This is a genomic window from Carnobacterium maltaromaticum DSM 20342 (genome assembly GCF_000744945.1).
GTDB lineage: Bacteria > Bacillota > Bacilli > Lactobacillales > Carnobacteriaceae > Carnobacterium > Carnobacterium maltaromaticum.
In genome coordinates, this window is record NZ_JQMX01000001.1 from 2,339,457 (window position 1) to 2,353,232 (window position 13,776).

Sequence of the window (13,776 nt, forward strand, 5' to 3'; positions counted from 1 at the left end):
ATTGTTTATGAGAAAAGCTTATCGAGTGAAAAAAGAAGCTGATTTCCAAAAAGTTTTTCATAAAGGTAAATCAACAGCTAATCGACAATTTATTATTTATACATTAAATAAAGAGAACCAAGAACATTTTCGAGTGGGTTTATCGGTTGGAAAAAAAGTTGGTAACGCAGTTGCGCGTAATGCTGTTAAGCGAAGAATTAGACAGAGTTTAACGGAGCTGAAAAGTGAACTGAAGGCAGATAAAGATTTTATCGTAATTGCTCGTGTTCCAGCAGCTGGTATGTCAACTAAAGAAGTTAAAAAAAGTTTAACCCATGTGTTGAAATTAGCCAAAATGATCAACAAATAAAGAGCGTTAATTTATGTAAAAGTGAGGGAAAAAATAGTGCGTAAACGTAAGCGATTACTTATAGTGTTAGCTTCCATTGTTTTGATGGTTGTTCTAACTGGGTGTGGAACATCACCAATAACAGCAGATAGTACAGGTTTTTGGGATCAGTATGTCGTATGGAATTTTTCAAGAGCCATTACGAGTTTATCTAATATTTTCTTTGGTAGTTATGGATTAGGGATAATTGTTTTCACAATAATTATTCGAATTATTCTATTACCTTTAATGCACCATCAAACAAAAAGTACACGTAAAATGAGTGAAATGCAGCCTCAATTAAAGGCTTTGCAACAAAAATATGCTTCCAAAGATACTGAAACTCAAAATAAATTAAAAGAAGAAACACAAAAATTATATTCAGCAGCTGGCGTTAATCCAGTCATGGGTTGTTTGCCAATGTTAGTCCAAATGCCAGTCTTAATGGCGATGTACCAAGCGATTAGCCGAACTGATGTATTGAAAACGGGTCAGTTTTTATGGATGGATTTAGGTTCACGAGATCCTTATTTCATTTTACCAATTTTAGCAGCGATCTTAACATTTGCAACAACGAAGCTTTCAACAATGAGCCAAGCAGAATCAAACCCAACGACGAGTGCAATGTTGTATATGATGCCTGCTTTGATCCTATTTATGGGGATTAGCTTACCAAGTGCCTTATCATTATACTGGGTAGTTGGGAATGCCTTCTCAGTAGGACAAACGTTACTATTAAATAATCCATTTAAGATTAAACGTGAGCGTGAAGATAAAATTAAAGCTGAGCGTGACTATCAAAAAGCATTAGAAAAAGCAAAAAATCCTAAGAAAAAACGCAATAAAAAACGTTAGATTAAAAATGTAAGTAGGGATATAGATAGAAATGGAGGGAAAACAGATGGAAAAATATACTGCGACAGGAACGACGGTTGAAGAAGCTGTTTCAAATGGTTTAAAAAAACTTGGACTAAAAAAAGATGAAGCTCAAATTACAATTATTTTTGAAGGTAAAAAAGGCATTTTAGGTTTTGGTAAAAAAGATGCGATTGTTGAGATAAGTCCCAAACTAGTCAAAGAAACTCCAAGTGTAACAGAATCAACAGATGTTCCAGAGTTGGAAGTTGAAAAACAGACTCAAGAAGTCAATCCTGTAGTTGAAGTGGAAGAGCGCAATGATGAGATTGCTTTTAAAGCTATTAGTGATTATTTAACGAGTATTGCAACTGAAATGGGTGCACCGTCAACTGTTCAAGTAGATGTTGTGCAAGACCAAGTTATTTTTCATATGGAAACGCAAAAACCTGGTTTAGTGATTGGCAAACATGGCAAAGTCTTAAATGCTTTGCAGTCATTAGCTCAAGTTTTAATGCATCGCCATGCCAAAAGTAAATTGACAGCAATTGTTAATGTTGGAGACTATCGTGAGCGTCGTGAGGCCGTTTTAAAACAATTAGCTGATCGAACCTCTGAAAAAGTTTTGCGTACAAACCAAGCTGTTTTCCTAGAGCCTATGCCTGCATTTGAGCGAAAACAAATTCATTTTTATATAAGTAAGAATGATAAGTTGTCGACCCACTCAGAGGGCAACGAGCCTCACCGCTATCTAGTCGTTGAGCCTACAAAAAAAAGATTTTAATTGAGTTTGAACTAAAGAAGATGCTAATGAGTAGAATCATGGCATCTTTTTTTTGTAAAGATAACTTAAAGTTAATTACTTAACTAAACCTATTAATGTACGTATGGTATAATAAATTAGATGGATACATAGTAATGAAACTCGTTTGATCTAGGAGGAGAATGATGAAATATATTTTGATGGGATTTAGTATAACTTGCCTGATTTTTATTTTATTTCAGCCTAAAGCGAGTGCTGTAAAATTTGAAGAAAATAAGCATAAGCAAAAAACAAATGAATATTCAAAACTACAAGTCATTTCAGTTGAAAAATCGCTAGACGTTGCAGAAAGAACGGAAAAAAAAGAGCGTTTAGACTCAGTTGGTAAGTGGCGAGATAAGAATATGGAGAATTCAAAAAATAAAGAAAAAAGAAAAAGAATAAAAAAGTCTCCTAATGAAGCCAAAATGAGTATTTTAAAGAAAATAAGCAATATCTGGTTTAGAAGAATGTATTGCAAGGTAAAAAAGTTTCTTGAAAAAATTGGTTGGTCTTGGTATCGGGATGAAAAAATATAAAACACTATCCAAATGTATCCTAGTTTTAGGTTAGTCAATGTCACTGGTTCATTTTTAAGATAATAGTCTAAAAAGCAGTTTGAGAGGGATTCTCAAGCTGCTTTTTTGCGTTGTGGCGACAGGTTTATAAAAGGATGATAGTTTCAAAAAACAAGCGGAGTCTACATTGAACATAGTTAAAAAGTATAGTTAGTTTTGAAGAATATATAGTGGCTTCCAAAGAAATACAGAAAAAAATTACTTTAAAACTCAGATTGTTGGTTGAAAAATATTGTTAAGTTAGTTTCTTAAAGCTGACAGACTGTTGTCAAAACTCAATGGTAATATTGTTATTGCAAGACACTTTTATTTGAACTAGGAGGATATTAAATGACAATTAATTATGAATTTCCAACGCCAACACTTATTTCAGTTAATGGTGTGGAGCTAGAGGTTTTTGAAGCTGGACAAAAAAATTGGGGACGACCTATAGTTCTTTGCCACGGATGGCCAGAGCATGCCTTTTCTTGGCGATATCAAGTGACTCCTCTTGTAGAAGCAGGTTATCATGTTATTATTCCTAATCAACGAGGGTATGGAGAGTCTTCTCGTCCAAAAGAAGTCATAAAATATGATATTGAACATTTAACGGGTGATCTTGTTGCTTTGTTGGATCATTACCAATATAAAGATGCCATTTTTATGGGCCACGATTGGGGCGCGAATGTTGTCTGGAGTATGGCTTTGTTATATCCAGAACGTGTTAGTAAAATGATTAACTTAAGCTTGCCCTACCAAGATCGAGGAGAGACCTTGGCTTGATTTTATGGAAGAAGTTTTTGGAGACGAGTACTATTTTGTTCATTTTAACAAACAACCAGGAGTTGCAGATGCTATCTTAGACGAAAATGTAGAACAATTTCTTCGTAACCTATATCGAAAGAATGCTCCATCACAAGGTCCTAGTGAAGGGATGGAAATGCTTCATCTAGCTAAAGCAACCAAACCATTAGGTGAACCTATTATGAGTGCTGAGGACCTTTCTGTTTATATCGCAGCCTTCAATAAGACGGGTTTCACTTCAAGCATCAATTGGTACAGAAATTTAAATCGTAATTGGCATTTATTAGCTACTGCATCGCCCATTCTTCATCAGCCAACATTGATGGTTTATGGTGAGAAAGATCTTATTCCGCCACTTCCAAACATAACAGATTTTGTACCTAATATAGACATTAAGAGTTTAGATGCTGGTCATTGGATTCAAGAAGAAAGACCGGAAGAGCTCAATCAAATGATTTTAGAATGGTTGGGAAAATGAGTGCAGTTCTATTCTTCAGTGATCAAACAGAATTTATTGATTGGTTGGATGTTCATCACCAAATAGCTAGTGAAATTTGGGTAGTTTTTTTTAAGAAAAAGACTAATAAAGGAAGTCTCACTTGGTCCGAATCAGTAGATTGTGCATTAGCGTTTGGTTGGATTGATGGAATACGAAAAACGATTGATAAAGACAGCTATAAAATTCGCTTTACTCCACGCAAACCGAATAGTCTCTGGAGTAAAGTTAATGTGCAAAAGGTGCATAAACTGATAGAGTTCAATCAAATGAGGCCTGAAGGAATGGCTGTTTTTAATCAAAGAAAGGATGAAATAGGTTATTCTTCAGTTCATAGGAACGTTACTCTAATGAAAGAATATGAGGATGAAATTAGAAAGAATTCAAGTTCTTGGGAATTTTTTAATCAGCTTTCGCCTTCTTACAAGAGAGATTCTATTTGGTGGGTAATGAGTGCTAAAAAAGAAGAAACCAGACTGAGAAGATTGAATCGATTAATTGGTTCATGGGAAAAAGGAGAAAAGTTCAGATATTAGATTGCTTCTTTTGTTTTATTCCTATAGAGAACACAAAGATATTTATGATTACTATTTTGTTGAAGTGCTTTGCTTGATATATGAAGAAGTTTGGTATCAATATAAGAGCTAATAGAGATGATAGAGGAGCATTAGCATATACAATAAGAGAGGTTGGGATAAATACAAAGATAGCTTTAAAAACTCATAGACGAATTGTTTGGTGGGGAATTTGGCTACTACTTTTACAGGCGGTTAAAATTCGTTTTAGCCTTGATAAGAAAGAAAAGAGTTTACTGCAATGATTGAGAGTACTTTAAAATAGAAGTGCAAAAATCCCCACTAATAGAGTTTAGTGGGGTATTTTTTAGATATTAAACCAGTTTTGTGTTGAACTGGTTTTTTCTTCAGCTCTTTTTTTCTTTCGTTCCTCTTTTAGAATCTCTTCCATATTTTTTGCAGGAGTTTCGGATTCGGGTTTGGTTAACTCATAGAATTCCTCGCCATAGCTCAACCCAATATTGCTACCTGGTTTAGGGTTATCAATAAACGCTGTAAAGTCTAATTTTTCATTATCATTAATAAATCCTTTAATAGTAATAGCACCAGTAGGAATTTGTTCAGTAGTTGTTAAACTGATTGTATCGATGTCGTTAAAGTAGTAACGAATGTACTTTTCAATATAAGGTTCTTGATCTTGTTTAACTTGATTTAAATATTTTATTTTTGTTTGTTCATCTTTTTTTAGTTTTTGGTTCATTAATAACCCTCCGCATGTTAAAATTAATAGTATTGTCAAAACGATAGTTATATTTTTTTTCATTTAGTTAATGTCCTTTTAAAATTAATTTAGTAACACCAGTATATCATAAAATCAAAAGAGGTGAACAAAGCATGGTATCAGATGCACAAAACTGGGGTTTGTCGAATTTAATCTATGATGACTCAACACTTTCATTAAATCATATCTTCAATAACCCAGAGGATAATTCGAAATGGGTAACAGTAAATTCAATAAATAATCCAAGTGGTTTGCAAGCAGCTGCAGTGGTTCCACTTTCAGAGTGGGAAGCACAAAAAAATAAAAATCCTAAAAAGTATGACACGATTGTGGTTGTTGCTCGTGGATCATAAAGCAATAATGCTCTTGATGTGGTTCAAGATTGGTTAGTTGCGGATGTCTATCAAGGTACAGGGATAGGTCAGTTTTATACACCGAACTTAGGAATCAATCAAACCAATGAATTTGTTGAATTCTCTCAAAAAGTATTTAGAGATCAATTAGCTCCAGATGGGGTGGGAAGTTTTACTGGCCATAGTTTAGGCGGTAAATTAGCCACTGTTGGTGCAATAAGGTCTGGAAAACTTGCGACAACCTTTGCAGCTGCTAATCCGTTTCATGAGTTAAATACGGTTGAAAAAGCAAAAGCCTTACTTGGTATGTACAATGCTCAAATTCTTGATTATGCTCATGAAGGCGATGTTGTTCCATTTTCCCCTCCAGGTCCACGAATCGGCACGAAACGCTACATTAAGAACAACATAAAGAAAACAGGGAACTTTTTTAAGGATATGATGAACGCTCATATCCAAGCTGGTTTTAACTCAACAGATTTTTCTTCAGCATTTAAAAATGGGAGTGCGGAACAAATTTTTTATACGCCGGAACGGATAAAAGAATTGTCCGGGCGTTTTAGACATATTGAATCAGAATTAGATTCTATTAAAAGAAATTTATTGGATTATCAATGGTTTGAAGGCGACGAGCTTTATTATTTTGAAAAAAGTTTAAAGAATGAAGCCATGCCTGGTGGTCTCTATTCTGAATTAAGCGAGTATGAAATTGAAGATATGATCCGTGACATTGCAAAATTTAGCCGAAACGGCCAACCCTATCTACATGATCCTGACAAAATGGATGATGTGTTAAGTGGAATCGAGCAGGCTAAAAAAGAAATGGACGAGTTGGGCGGAGACACGTATCAAGCAGCTATAGTAATGGAAGCAAAAGACAAGGAATTATCGGAGAAAAGGATGAACTTTAAATGAGTATGTATAGTGGCGTAAAAGATACCATTAAGAAAGACATTGCTAGAGAAGAAGCAAAGGATCACCCGAATAAAATTTTGCTCGATGCCTGGAAGGAACAATATAAGGCTTACGAGTTAGCAGAAAAGAAAATGGCCCAACAATCTGCTTTAAAGAAGGCTATCAAGGCTAAAATGGATGATATGATTGAAGAAACCAAGAAACTGAAGGATAAGAATAGTAGCTCGTTTGAAAGTGCGAATACTCAAATTACTGCAGTAAAGGATGAATCACGTAATTGTTTTAAAGGAACAGCTGGCAGCAAGTATCGAGTGAAAGTTTCAAACAAGAATAAAACGATTATTGGTGTGAAAAATGATCATAGTAGCTTGGTGAAGTTAAGTGGCCGAAAGAAAGGCTTTTAATCTAAATTAGAAGTGAGGGGTAACTATAGTAGTTTTATTTTTAGTTATGATGTTTCGTAAAGCAAGTAAAATGCTGAATTAGGAGCATATTTTGAATACAAAAGAGAATTAATTAGAATTAAGAATACAGAAATAGTAAATAATAATGAATGAACAGGAGTGAATAAATTGGACTCAATGTTAACGCATAATCTTCATATTGTTAATTATTTAGACAGTTATATTGAAAATGAAAATAGTAAATTTGCTGTGATGATTGATGGTGAATGGGGGACAGGGAAAAGCTATTTTATTGAAAAATATTGTGAAACAAAAAAAAATACTGGAAGTCAAATTTATACTGTGTCGGCTTTTGGATTAAGAAAAATATCAGAATTAGAAAATCTAATTCTAGATTCAATATCTGGAGAAAGTGGCATGTTTAAAAAGGCATTAAAAAAATTATGGGGTAACACACGATTAGATGTTGATTTTGGTCCACTTACAACAGGTTTAAGTGGTGAAGATATAAAAGAAATATATCAAAAAGATTTTGAAAAAATAATAAAACAAAATAAAAATTGCTTAGTTATAATTGATGATTTTGAAAGGTCAGATATAAACTTTTCTGAAATGCTTGGTTTTTGTTCCCGCTTAATATTTGAAAATGGGATGAAAGTTATTCTTATTTGCAATGAATCAAAATTAAAAAATGAAAATGAAAAGAATACCATATATTTTGAGTTTAAAGAAAAAGTTATCGGAAAAAAATTCTCAATATACTCAGATGCTAATACAGCATTTAAAGTTTTTACTAAAGAGTTTGAAAACAAAAGTAAAATTAGTGGACAAGCAAGAAAATCTTTAGTTTTTAATGCACTAAATTTTATTAATAATAGGATAATAGATACGATTACAGAACAAGATACAAATTTAAGGATTTATCAATATGCTTTAAGTGATGTGATTTTCTTTATTGAAGAAATTTACAATGACTTGAATATTGATGATGAGTTTGTTACGAATAATAAAGAATATTTTGAAAAAATTATTTACAATAAGATGGTAACATATCTTAGTAATAACAACTTTTTCTATGTAACAAATTCAATAGACTCAAAAAAAATCAAACTAGATTCAGAGCAATTTTTACAGGATTTTTATAAATCTCGTGGAATGGATACTAGTACTCCCTTAATGGATGAATGGGTGCATATTAATTCTAAAGGAGATTTTAGCAAATATTCTAAACTAATAAAAATAGAAATAGAAAATAGACGAAGTAAAAGCATTGTTGAAAACTCACCAATGAATCTAATTAAAAAATTTCTTGATAATTTATATGATTTACCCAAAAATGGGATCACGAACATTATTGATATAAAAAATAAAATTATGGAAGGAGAGTCATATGATATTGGTGAAATATATCATTATCTATGTATTGTTGAATATTTAAATAAAAAAGGTATATCGGACTTGTATGTGCCTGAGGAATTTAAAGAAATTACAGACAAAAATAAAAGATTTGAAACAAAAGCAAAGTTTTACTCTAATACTGAAGGCTATATGGGTTATTCATTTCTAAGTCCGGATAAATATAGTAGAGAACTAGTCAAAATAAAAAAAGAATTAATGGTAATGAATTCAGTGGATGATCAAAAAAATATGGAAGCGAAGCTAAATGAATGTTCTTCAATAAAAAAACTTAATAAAGTAATAATTGAACTAAAAAAGAAAGAAATTGATTATGAATTGGATTTAAGTTTAATATTTGATGAAAAAAATAAAAAGTTTTCGCCAAAAAAAATTGTGAGTGACTTGATTTCTATTGATTATAGAGAAGGTGAGATTTTCATCAAAGAATTAATAAATAAAAAGGAAAATTTAAAAACAACTAAATTGCTTCAATATATACAAGAGGAGCTATTAAATCAAAAAGATAAATATCCAACTTCTTACAATGTGATTAAAATAGATCGCTTAATTACAGATATTGGAATAATTGATTATATGTGATAGTAAACAATAGGCAAAAACATTTGTTTATGCTGATTTCAAAAATAGCCTTAAAAAGGCTATTTTTTTTGTTTAAAACTGTGCCAATACTTGTGGCAAAATCAAATTACCATTAACTACTGTTTTTGCTATAAATATTACAAGGAGTTGTTCAAAAATGGAATACATTTACGGATACGCTTTAATTTATATAAATTGATTTTAATAGACGGTTTGAATTTAAAAATCAGTGACCAAAGTAAATGTTTATTTTATAAAAAAATACAACATTGTATAAAAACAATCTAAAAAAAGGGATTTAATTATCGTTTCATAAGGAATTTCTATTGTTTTGTTTACAAAATAATAGAGGTTTGATAACATTGTTTTTGGTAATGAAATTATATTAATTATTAAATGTAGAAAGGTGGTTAAAAAATGAAAAAAAACATTGTAATATTTGTGCTTGCTTTAATCACGTTTGGAACAGTTTTGACAGTGAAATATTCAGATAAATTATTATATTTTTGCAATGTAAGTTCTTTAAAAAAGTTAGATACGAATGATTTAAAATCATTAACAAAACAAGAAGGGACTCATATTGTTTATATTGGTAGACCTACATGTGAATATTGTATTGATTTTGTTCCTAAATTGAATAAGGTAGTAAAAGAAACAAACCTTGAAGTAAATTATTATGACACGGATAAAAATAGAAAAGATTTGCAAATGACAGAGTTATTAACTGAATTAAATGTTGAAACGGTTCCTGCAGTTATAGTTGTAAAAGATAAGACAGTTGTCAAACAAATTAATCCAACAAAATTGAGTGCAATCGATCTGGAAAATGAATTTTTAAAATATAACTAATAGTTGAAAGGAGGTAGCATAAATGAAGTTGAAAAAAGAACAGATAGTATTGTTATTATTTTTGGTTCTATTATTTATTGACGCATTGTTTCCATTTAAATTATCAACCATGGTTTTACTAGGGATTATGTTTTTTGTTTGCATAGGTATGTTTTATAAAAAAAAATAATGGAGGTTTTAAGATGAATAAAAATTTATTAAAAGTCGTTATTAATTTTTTTGCAGGTGTTTTAATCGTGAGTTCTGCTCTAATGTATTTTCCAACTCTAAGCAATAAGAGTGTTGAGGCAACGGATATAGGAAATATAGGGGATGCAATGAGGAATTATAAATACGAGGAAATTAGTGTTGATAGTGAAGATGCCGTTGTTAGTGAAAAAAAGGTTATTGAAACTGAAAAAATGTTGAATGAAGATGGAAACTCTGTACAAATAGAAAAAAATGCAAGTAGTTTAATAGCGATAACACAAAATGAAAAAACAACTGAACCGGCAGTGTACGTTTCAGAGCATAAAATAATTGGAGAAAATATAAAAGATAGTAGCTCGCTATCTATCGTCTATAATCAAAAAGGTGAAGTTTTAAAAAAAATGACTTTACTAGGAAGCCAAATGAACGATGACATACGAGTACAATATTACGTTAATTCTGAAAAGAAAATAAGCATGGTTGTAGATACAGAAGGGACTATTATTTCTGGAGAGTCTTTTTCTGATGGTATAGCTACAAAACTTAATGCCGGAAAAGAAAACAGTCGAAACAAAAGAAGTGTAGCTAGCTGGGGATCATGCATGGGTAGTTGTTTGAAATCAAAAGGGGTAGAAAGCTGGGTTATTAGTGCTGTAACTACTCTTTGTTCATTGGGATGTTTCCTTACAGCTGGTGCGGGATGTATAGGTTGTATTGTCGCAGCTGCTGCTATGAAAGGGAGTCAAGCCTCAACATGTGCAGTTTCATGTGCTGGTAAATAAATAGTATAGAAAAAAGTTAGTCATTAAATATAATTCAGTAAAAGCCATAATTTTGAATCTTTGGGATTTAAAAATTATGGCTTTTTATATACTGTTTTTAGAAAGTAAGTAAGTTTTAGTGATTAGGTAAAACGGAACTAACTTTATTTAGGCATATCTTTAAAAGTTAACTGAAAAGTGAACACTTTTAGGTTTAGACCTTTGCAAAACTTGTAGAAAAATCAAATTGGCGTTAGATGATATTTTTCATTTAGGAAGAGTTTGGGACATAAGTTCAGAGTAATAACTAAAATAGCTGGTCCACCAGTTATATTTTTTTAATTTAAATATTGACAAATTAAATTGACTATGAGAATATTAAAACGTAATGATTACGATTTAAAAAAGGAGTGTATTATGAATAAGTTTATCTTAACTACCATATTTTTTTCTTTAGTGTTATTTACTACGGCCTGTAGTACAAATAAAACAAATGAGTCACCTGTAGATTCTAGCCAAAACCAAAGCAATGAGTCTGTCGAGCATGAACATAGTCATGAACAGACAAAAGCTAGTCAAGGTATTTTTGAGGATAGTGAAGTCAAAGATAGAGAGCTATCTGATTGGGTAGGGTCTTGGAAATCAATTTATCCCTATTTGGTTGACGGGTCACTTGATGAAGTTTTTGAGAAAAAGGCTAAAGATGGGGACAAAACATTTGAAGAATACAAAGAATATTATAGGGAAGGGTATCAAACCGATATTAACTCTATTGATATCAATAAAAGCATTATTTCTTTTCATATGAATGATAAATGGGAAACAGCAGAGTATAACTATGACGGTTATGAGATTTTAACCTATGAATCTGGAAAAAAAGGAGTTCGTTACTTGTTTAGTTCAGTGGAAAATAATAGTAAGGCTCCAAAATTTATTCAATTTAGCGATCATATTATTGAACCTCAAAAAAGCGGTCATTATCATATTTATATGGGAAATGAAAGCCATAAAGAATTACTATCAGAAATGACCAACTGGCCAACTTATTTTCCAGAAAGTATGTCGAAAAAAGATATTATTCATGACATGCTATATCATTAAATATGAAAAAGTGATAAGTAAAGTTAATTAAAAGAACAAAAATCAAATGTAAATGAACGTAAAAGTCTTTAGTGAGCAACTTGCTTGCTGAAGCTTTTATTTTCGTTACTACAACAAGTCTTAGTTCACACTCAACTTATTTTTAAGCACTTTTTGGAAAAAGTTTAAAATAAGTGAATGACAATAAAAAACAGTAGTCCAAAACTTATAAGTATGTTACTGTCATTCAGAAGAGTATTAATGAATGTTGAGAATCAATATTATAAATAGTTATTTAAAAAAATTTCATCAAAAACAATTAGAAAGTGTGAAATGAATGTTTATAAAAGATAGTATATCTAACATAAGTTTAAGGAGTATAGAAACAAAAGACATTTTTGATTTATGGAAGATGGCATAAGATGGAGATTTAGAATGGACAAAGTGGAATGGACCTTACTTTAATAATCCAATTCTTACGTTTGAAGAATTTAAAAATGTTGCTGAAGAAAACTATTTAAATAATCCTTATCGAGCAGTTATTGTTTATGAAAATAAAGTCGTTGGTCAAGTTTCTGCTTTTTGGGAAGATGGAGAATTAAAAAATTGGTTAGAATTTGGTATTTTGCTGTATGACCAAAATACTTGGAGTAAGGGAATGGGTTCTATAGTAACTAAATTATGGATTACACATTTATTTGAGATTACACCTCATATTCATAGAATTGGTTTTACGACATGGTCTGGGAATAAAGGGATGATGAAAGTCGGTGAAAAGATTGGTATGACGAAAGAGGCGCAAATTAGAAAAGTTAGATATTATCAAAAAAAATACTATGACTCAATAAAATATGGAGTATTACGTAACGAATGGTTATTGCTGCAAGAATCATGATTTTCAAAAAATCGTAGCGGCATTTAATCTGATTTTGTAACAAACACCTCATCTGAATTCAGATGAGGTGTTTGTTTATGTGCATATGAATGAACTATCAGAAATGAAGGCGATTGAAAACAAGATGGCAGTGGTACAGAATGAGAATCTTATTGATTCTCACAAGGAGTTGGTAAACAATCAGGTTATGGCAAAGGACGCAGAAGAAACATGTATAAAATTAGTTCAATTCAGGTCTTTTTGTTGCAAAATCGAGTTTTATCTCAGTCTCATTTAGAAAGATTCTATAGTTATCCCAATAAATCAATTATTTTATTGGACAACTCTTCAACATTTAACATCCCGTAATCTTTTTTTGAAATAACTAATATAGGTGTTCCAGGGAATTTTTTTTCTAATTCATCTTTAGCATATCCAAATGTGGGCACCAATAATAGAACATCAGCTTGTGCACCATACTGATCTACTTTATCTGAGCTATAGGTTTTAACAGTAATATTTTCATTACTTTTTTTTAAAAGTAATTCTAGTTTACTAGTTAAAAATTGAGTCTGGATTTGGCCTTCATCTGAAATTAAACTAAAAACAATATCAAAAATCATTACTTTTTTTTCACTCTCCGTATTCTCAAAATCCTCACTTTGGTTTTTTTTCGTTACTTTTTCCATTTTCTTATTCCCCTTTATTTTAGAAATAAAAGAACCAAAAAAATTCTCGTTTTTGTTCCCTAAAATATCATCAACAGAAATATTGAAATACTTACTCAGAGTGACAAGCATTTGTATATCAGGATTACTTTCATTTCTCTCCCATTTTGAGATTGCTTGTGGAGTAACATTCAAAATTTGTGCTAAATCTTTTTGAGTTAACTTTTTTGATAATCTTAATTCTTTAATTTTTTTTCCTATTTCTAACATTAGTGTACCTCCTCGAATAGCGTTTTATCAATGAACTGTTTGTTGAATATGGATAAATCTAATTCAACCACTGGTTGTATTGCGTTTATATAGAGTATAACTCATTTGTCCATTTTCTACGAGTTAGCTAAATGTATTTTTTTTGTGAGCCCGGACAGATTTTAAATTTTGTCCGTTTAAAAGAAAGCGGTTTCGTTGTATAGTTGTTTTAGAGATAAAAGTAAATTGAAGGGTGGAA

Annotated in this window: 18 protein-coding genes and 1 pseudogene; 17 read left to right on the forward strand and 2 right to left on the reverse strand. The window is 31.2% G+C overall.

Annotation, left to right across the window (positions count from 1 at the left end):
- Nucleotides 1-7 precede the first annotated feature (7 nt).
- From rnpA to BR77_RS10865, 8 genes are all read left to right on the forward strand, one after another.
- On the forward strand, nt 8-349 hold the full coding sequence (gene rnpA / locus BR77_RS10835; RefSeq protein ID WP_010052316.1) for a ribonuclease P protein component: 342 nt from the start codon (nt 8-10) through the stop codon (nt 347-349).
- A gap of 36 nt (nt 350-385) precedes the next feature.
- A complete protein-coding gene (yidC, locus tag BR77_RS10840) occupies nt 386-1,222 on the forward strand; it encodes a membrane protein insertase YidC (protein ID WP_010052315.1) in 837 nt (278 codons plus the stop codon).
- Between the two features lie 46 nt (nt 1,223-1,268).
- Complete coding sequence (jag, locus tag BR77_RS10845; protein ID WP_035064946.1) at nt 1,269-2,006, forward strand: RNA-binding cell elongation regulator Jag/EloR; 738 nt, start codon at nt 1,269-1,271, stop codon at nt 2,004-2,006.
- A 164-nt stretch (nt 2,007-2,170) separates the two neighbouring features.
- A complete protein-coding gene (locus BR77_RS10850; protein ID WP_229251493.1) occupies nt 2,171-2,563 on the forward strand; it encodes a hypothetical protein in 393 nt (130 codons plus the stop codon).
- A 369-nt stretch (nt 2,564-2,932) separates the two neighbouring features.
- The gene (locus BR77_RS19480) at nt 2,933-3,364 is read left to right on the forward strand and encodes an alpha/beta fold hydrolase (protein ID WP_236700897.1); all 432 of its coding nucleotides are present in this window, start codon (nt 2,933-2,935) and stop codon (nt 3,362-3,364) included.
- 4 nt (nt 3,365-3,368) lie between these two features.
- The gene (locus tag BR77_RS19485; protein WP_236700898.1) at nt 3,369-3,863 is read left to right on the forward strand and encodes an alpha/beta fold hydrolase; all 495 of its coding nucleotides are present in this window, start codon (nt 3,369-3,371) and stop codon (nt 3,861-3,863) included.
- A complete protein-coding gene (locus BR77_RS10860; RefSeq protein WP_257613201.1) occupies nt 3,848-4,417 on the forward strand; it encodes a YdeI/OmpD-associated family protein in 570 nt (189 codons plus the stop codon). The genes BR77_RS19485 and BR77_RS10860 overlap by 16 nt, the downstream gene beginning before the upstream one ends.
- Nucleotides 4,418-4,497: 80 nt before the next feature.
- Nucleotides 4,498-4,701 (forward strand): hypothetical protein, encoded by a 204-nt coding sequence (locus tag BR77_RS10865; RefSeq protein WP_035064952.1) that lies wholly within the window; start codon nt 4,498-4,500, stop codon nt 4,699-4,701.
- Between the two features lie 62 nt (nt 4,702-4,763).
- On the opposite strand, the gene BR77_RS18325 is transcribed toward BR77_RS10865, so the two are convergent.
- A complete protein-coding gene (locus tag BR77_RS18325) occupies nt 4,764-5,156 on the reverse strand; it encodes a DUF1433 domain-containing protein (protein WP_051926711.1) in 393 nt (130 codons plus the stop codon).
- Between the two features lie 134 nt (nt 5,157-5,290).
- Here BR77_RS18325 and BR77_RS10875 point away from each other — a divergent pair, with 134 nt between their 5' ends.
- From BR77_RS10875 to BR77_RS10910, 9 genes and pseudogenes are all read left to right on the forward strand, one after another.
- Nucleotides 5,291-5,530 (forward strand): hypothetical protein, encoded by a 240-nt coding sequence (locus BR77_RS10875; RefSeq protein WP_035064955.1) that lies wholly within the window; start codon nt 5,291-5,293, stop codon nt 5,528-5,530.
- A gap of 18 nt (nt 5,531-5,548) precedes the next feature.
- The gene (locus BR77_RS10880) at nt 5,549-6,445 is read left to right on the forward strand and encodes a Tle-like phospholipase domain-containing protein (RefSeq protein WP_035064958.1); all 897 of its coding nucleotides are present in this window, start codon (nt 5,549-5,551) and stop codon (nt 6,443-6,445) included.
- A complete protein-coding gene (locus BR77_RS10885; RefSeq protein ID WP_035064960.1) occupies nt 6,442-6,849 on the forward strand; it encodes a hypothetical protein in 408 nt (135 codons plus the stop codon). Before BR77_RS10880 ends, BR77_RS10885 begins: the two co-directional genes overlap by 4 nt.
- Nucleotides 6,850-7,026: 177 nt before the next feature.
- Nucleotides 7,027-8,847 (forward strand): P-loop NTPase fold protein, encoded by a 1,821-nt coding sequence (locus BR77_RS10890; protein ID WP_233463384.1) that lies wholly within the window; start codon nt 7,027-7,029, stop codon nt 8,845-8,847.
- 417 nt (nt 8,848-9,264) lie between these two features.
- The gene (locus tag BR77_RS10895) at nt 9,265-9,696 is read left to right on the forward strand and encodes a thioredoxin family protein (protein ID WP_035064966.1); all 432 of its coding nucleotides are present in this window, start codon (nt 9,265-9,267) and stop codon (nt 9,694-9,696) included.
- A gap of 22 nt (nt 9,697-9,718) precedes the next feature.
- Nucleotides 9,719-9,865 carry a hypothetical protein gene (locus BR77_RS19115; RefSeq protein ID WP_155520284.1) on the forward strand — a complete coding sequence of 49 codons (147 nt, stop codon included), beginning with the start codon at nt 9,719-9,721 and terminating at the stop codon, nt 9,863-9,865.
- Nucleotides 9,866-9,878: 13 nt separating this feature from the next.
- Complete coding sequence (locus BR77_RS10900) at nt 9,879-10,667, forward strand: hypothetical protein (RefSeq protein ID WP_035064969.1); 789 nt, start codon at nt 9,879-9,881, stop codon at nt 10,665-10,667.
- A 396-nt stretch (nt 10,668-11,063) separates the two neighbouring features.
- The gene (locus tag BR77_RS10905) at nt 11,064-11,747 is read left to right on the forward strand and encodes a metal-binding protein ZinT (RefSeq protein WP_035064971.1); all 684 of its coding nucleotides are present in this window, start codon (nt 11,064-11,066) and stop codon (nt 11,745-11,747) included.
- A gap of 427 nt (nt 11,748-12,174) precedes the next feature.
- A pseudogene (locus tag BR77_RS10910) lies at nt 12,175-12,621 on the forward strand (GNAT family N-acetyltransferase); the annotation flags it as partial.
- 290 nt (nt 12,622-12,911) lie between these two features.
- Here the strand turns inward: BR77_RS10910 and BR77_RS10920 are convergent.
- Nucleotides 12,912-13,538, reverse strand: a complete 627-nt coding sequence (locus BR77_RS10920; protein WP_035064977.1) for a helix-turn-helix domain-containing protein — start codon at nt 13,536-13,538, stop codon at nt 12,912-12,914.
- Nucleotides 13,539-13,776: the final 238 nt, after the last annotated feature.

Bases quoted from the DNA above. Each gene is read 5' to 3' on its own strand.
- rnpA (WP_010052316.1), top strand. From the start codon at position 8: ATGAGAAAAGCTTATCGAGTGAAAAAAGAAGCTGATTTCCAAAAAGTT.
- jag (WP_035064946.1), top strand. From the start codon at position 1,269: ATGGAAAAATATACTGCGACAGGAACGACGGTTGAAGAAGCTGTTTCA.
- BR77_RS10850 (WP_229251493.1), top strand. From the start codon at position 2,171: ATGAAATATATTTTGATGGGATTTAGTATAACTTGCCTGATTTTTATT.
- BR77_RS19480 (WP_236700897.1), top strand. From the start codon at position 2,933: ATGACAATTAATTATGAATTTCCAACGCCAACACTTATTTCAGTTAAT.
- BR77_RS19485 (WP_236700898.1), top strand. From the start codon at position 3,369: ATGGAAGAAGTTTTTGGAGACGAGTACTATTTTGTTCATTTTAACAAA.
- BR77_RS10860 (WP_257613201.1), top strand. From the start codon at position 3,848: ATGGTTGGGAAAATGAGTGCAGTTCTATTCTTCAGTGATCAAACAGAA.
- BR77_RS10865 (WP_035064952.1), top strand. From the start codon at position 4,498: ATGAAGAAGTTTGGTATCAATATAAGAGCTAATAGAGATGATAGAGGA.
- BR77_RS18325 (WP_051926711.1), bottom strand. From the start codon at position 5,156: ATGAACCAAAAACTAAAAAAAGATGAACAAACAAAAATAAAATATTTA.
- BR77_RS10875 (WP_035064955.1), top strand. From the start codon at position 5,291: ATGGTATCAGATGCACAAAACTGGGGTTTGTCGAATTTAATCTATGAT.
- BR77_RS10885 (WP_035064960.1), top strand. From the start codon at position 6,442: ATGAGTATGTATAGTGGCGTAAAAGATACCATTAAGAAAGACATTGCT.
- BR77_RS10890 (WP_233463384.1), top strand. From the start codon at position 7,027: ATGTTAACGCATAATCTTCATATTGTTAATTATTTAGACAGTTATATT.
- BR77_RS10895 (WP_035064966.1), top strand. From the start codon at position 9,265: ATGAAAAAAAACATTGTAATATTTGTGCTTGCTTTAATCACGTTTGGA.
- BR77_RS19115 (WP_155520284.1), top strand. From the start codon at position 9,719: ATGAAGTTGAAAAAAGAACAGATAGTATTGTTATTATTTTTGGTTCTA.
- BR77_RS10900 (WP_035064969.1), top strand. From the start codon at position 9,879: ATGAATAAAAATTTATTAAAAGTCGTTATTAATTTTTTTGCAGGTGTT.
- BR77_RS10905 (WP_035064971.1), top strand. From the start codon at position 11,064: ATGAATAAGTTTATCTTAACTACCATATTTTTTTCTTTAGTGTTATTT.
- BR77_RS10920 (WP_035064977.1), bottom strand. From the start codon at position 13,538: ATGTTAGAAATAGGAAAAAAAATTAAAGAATTAAGATTATCAAAAAAG.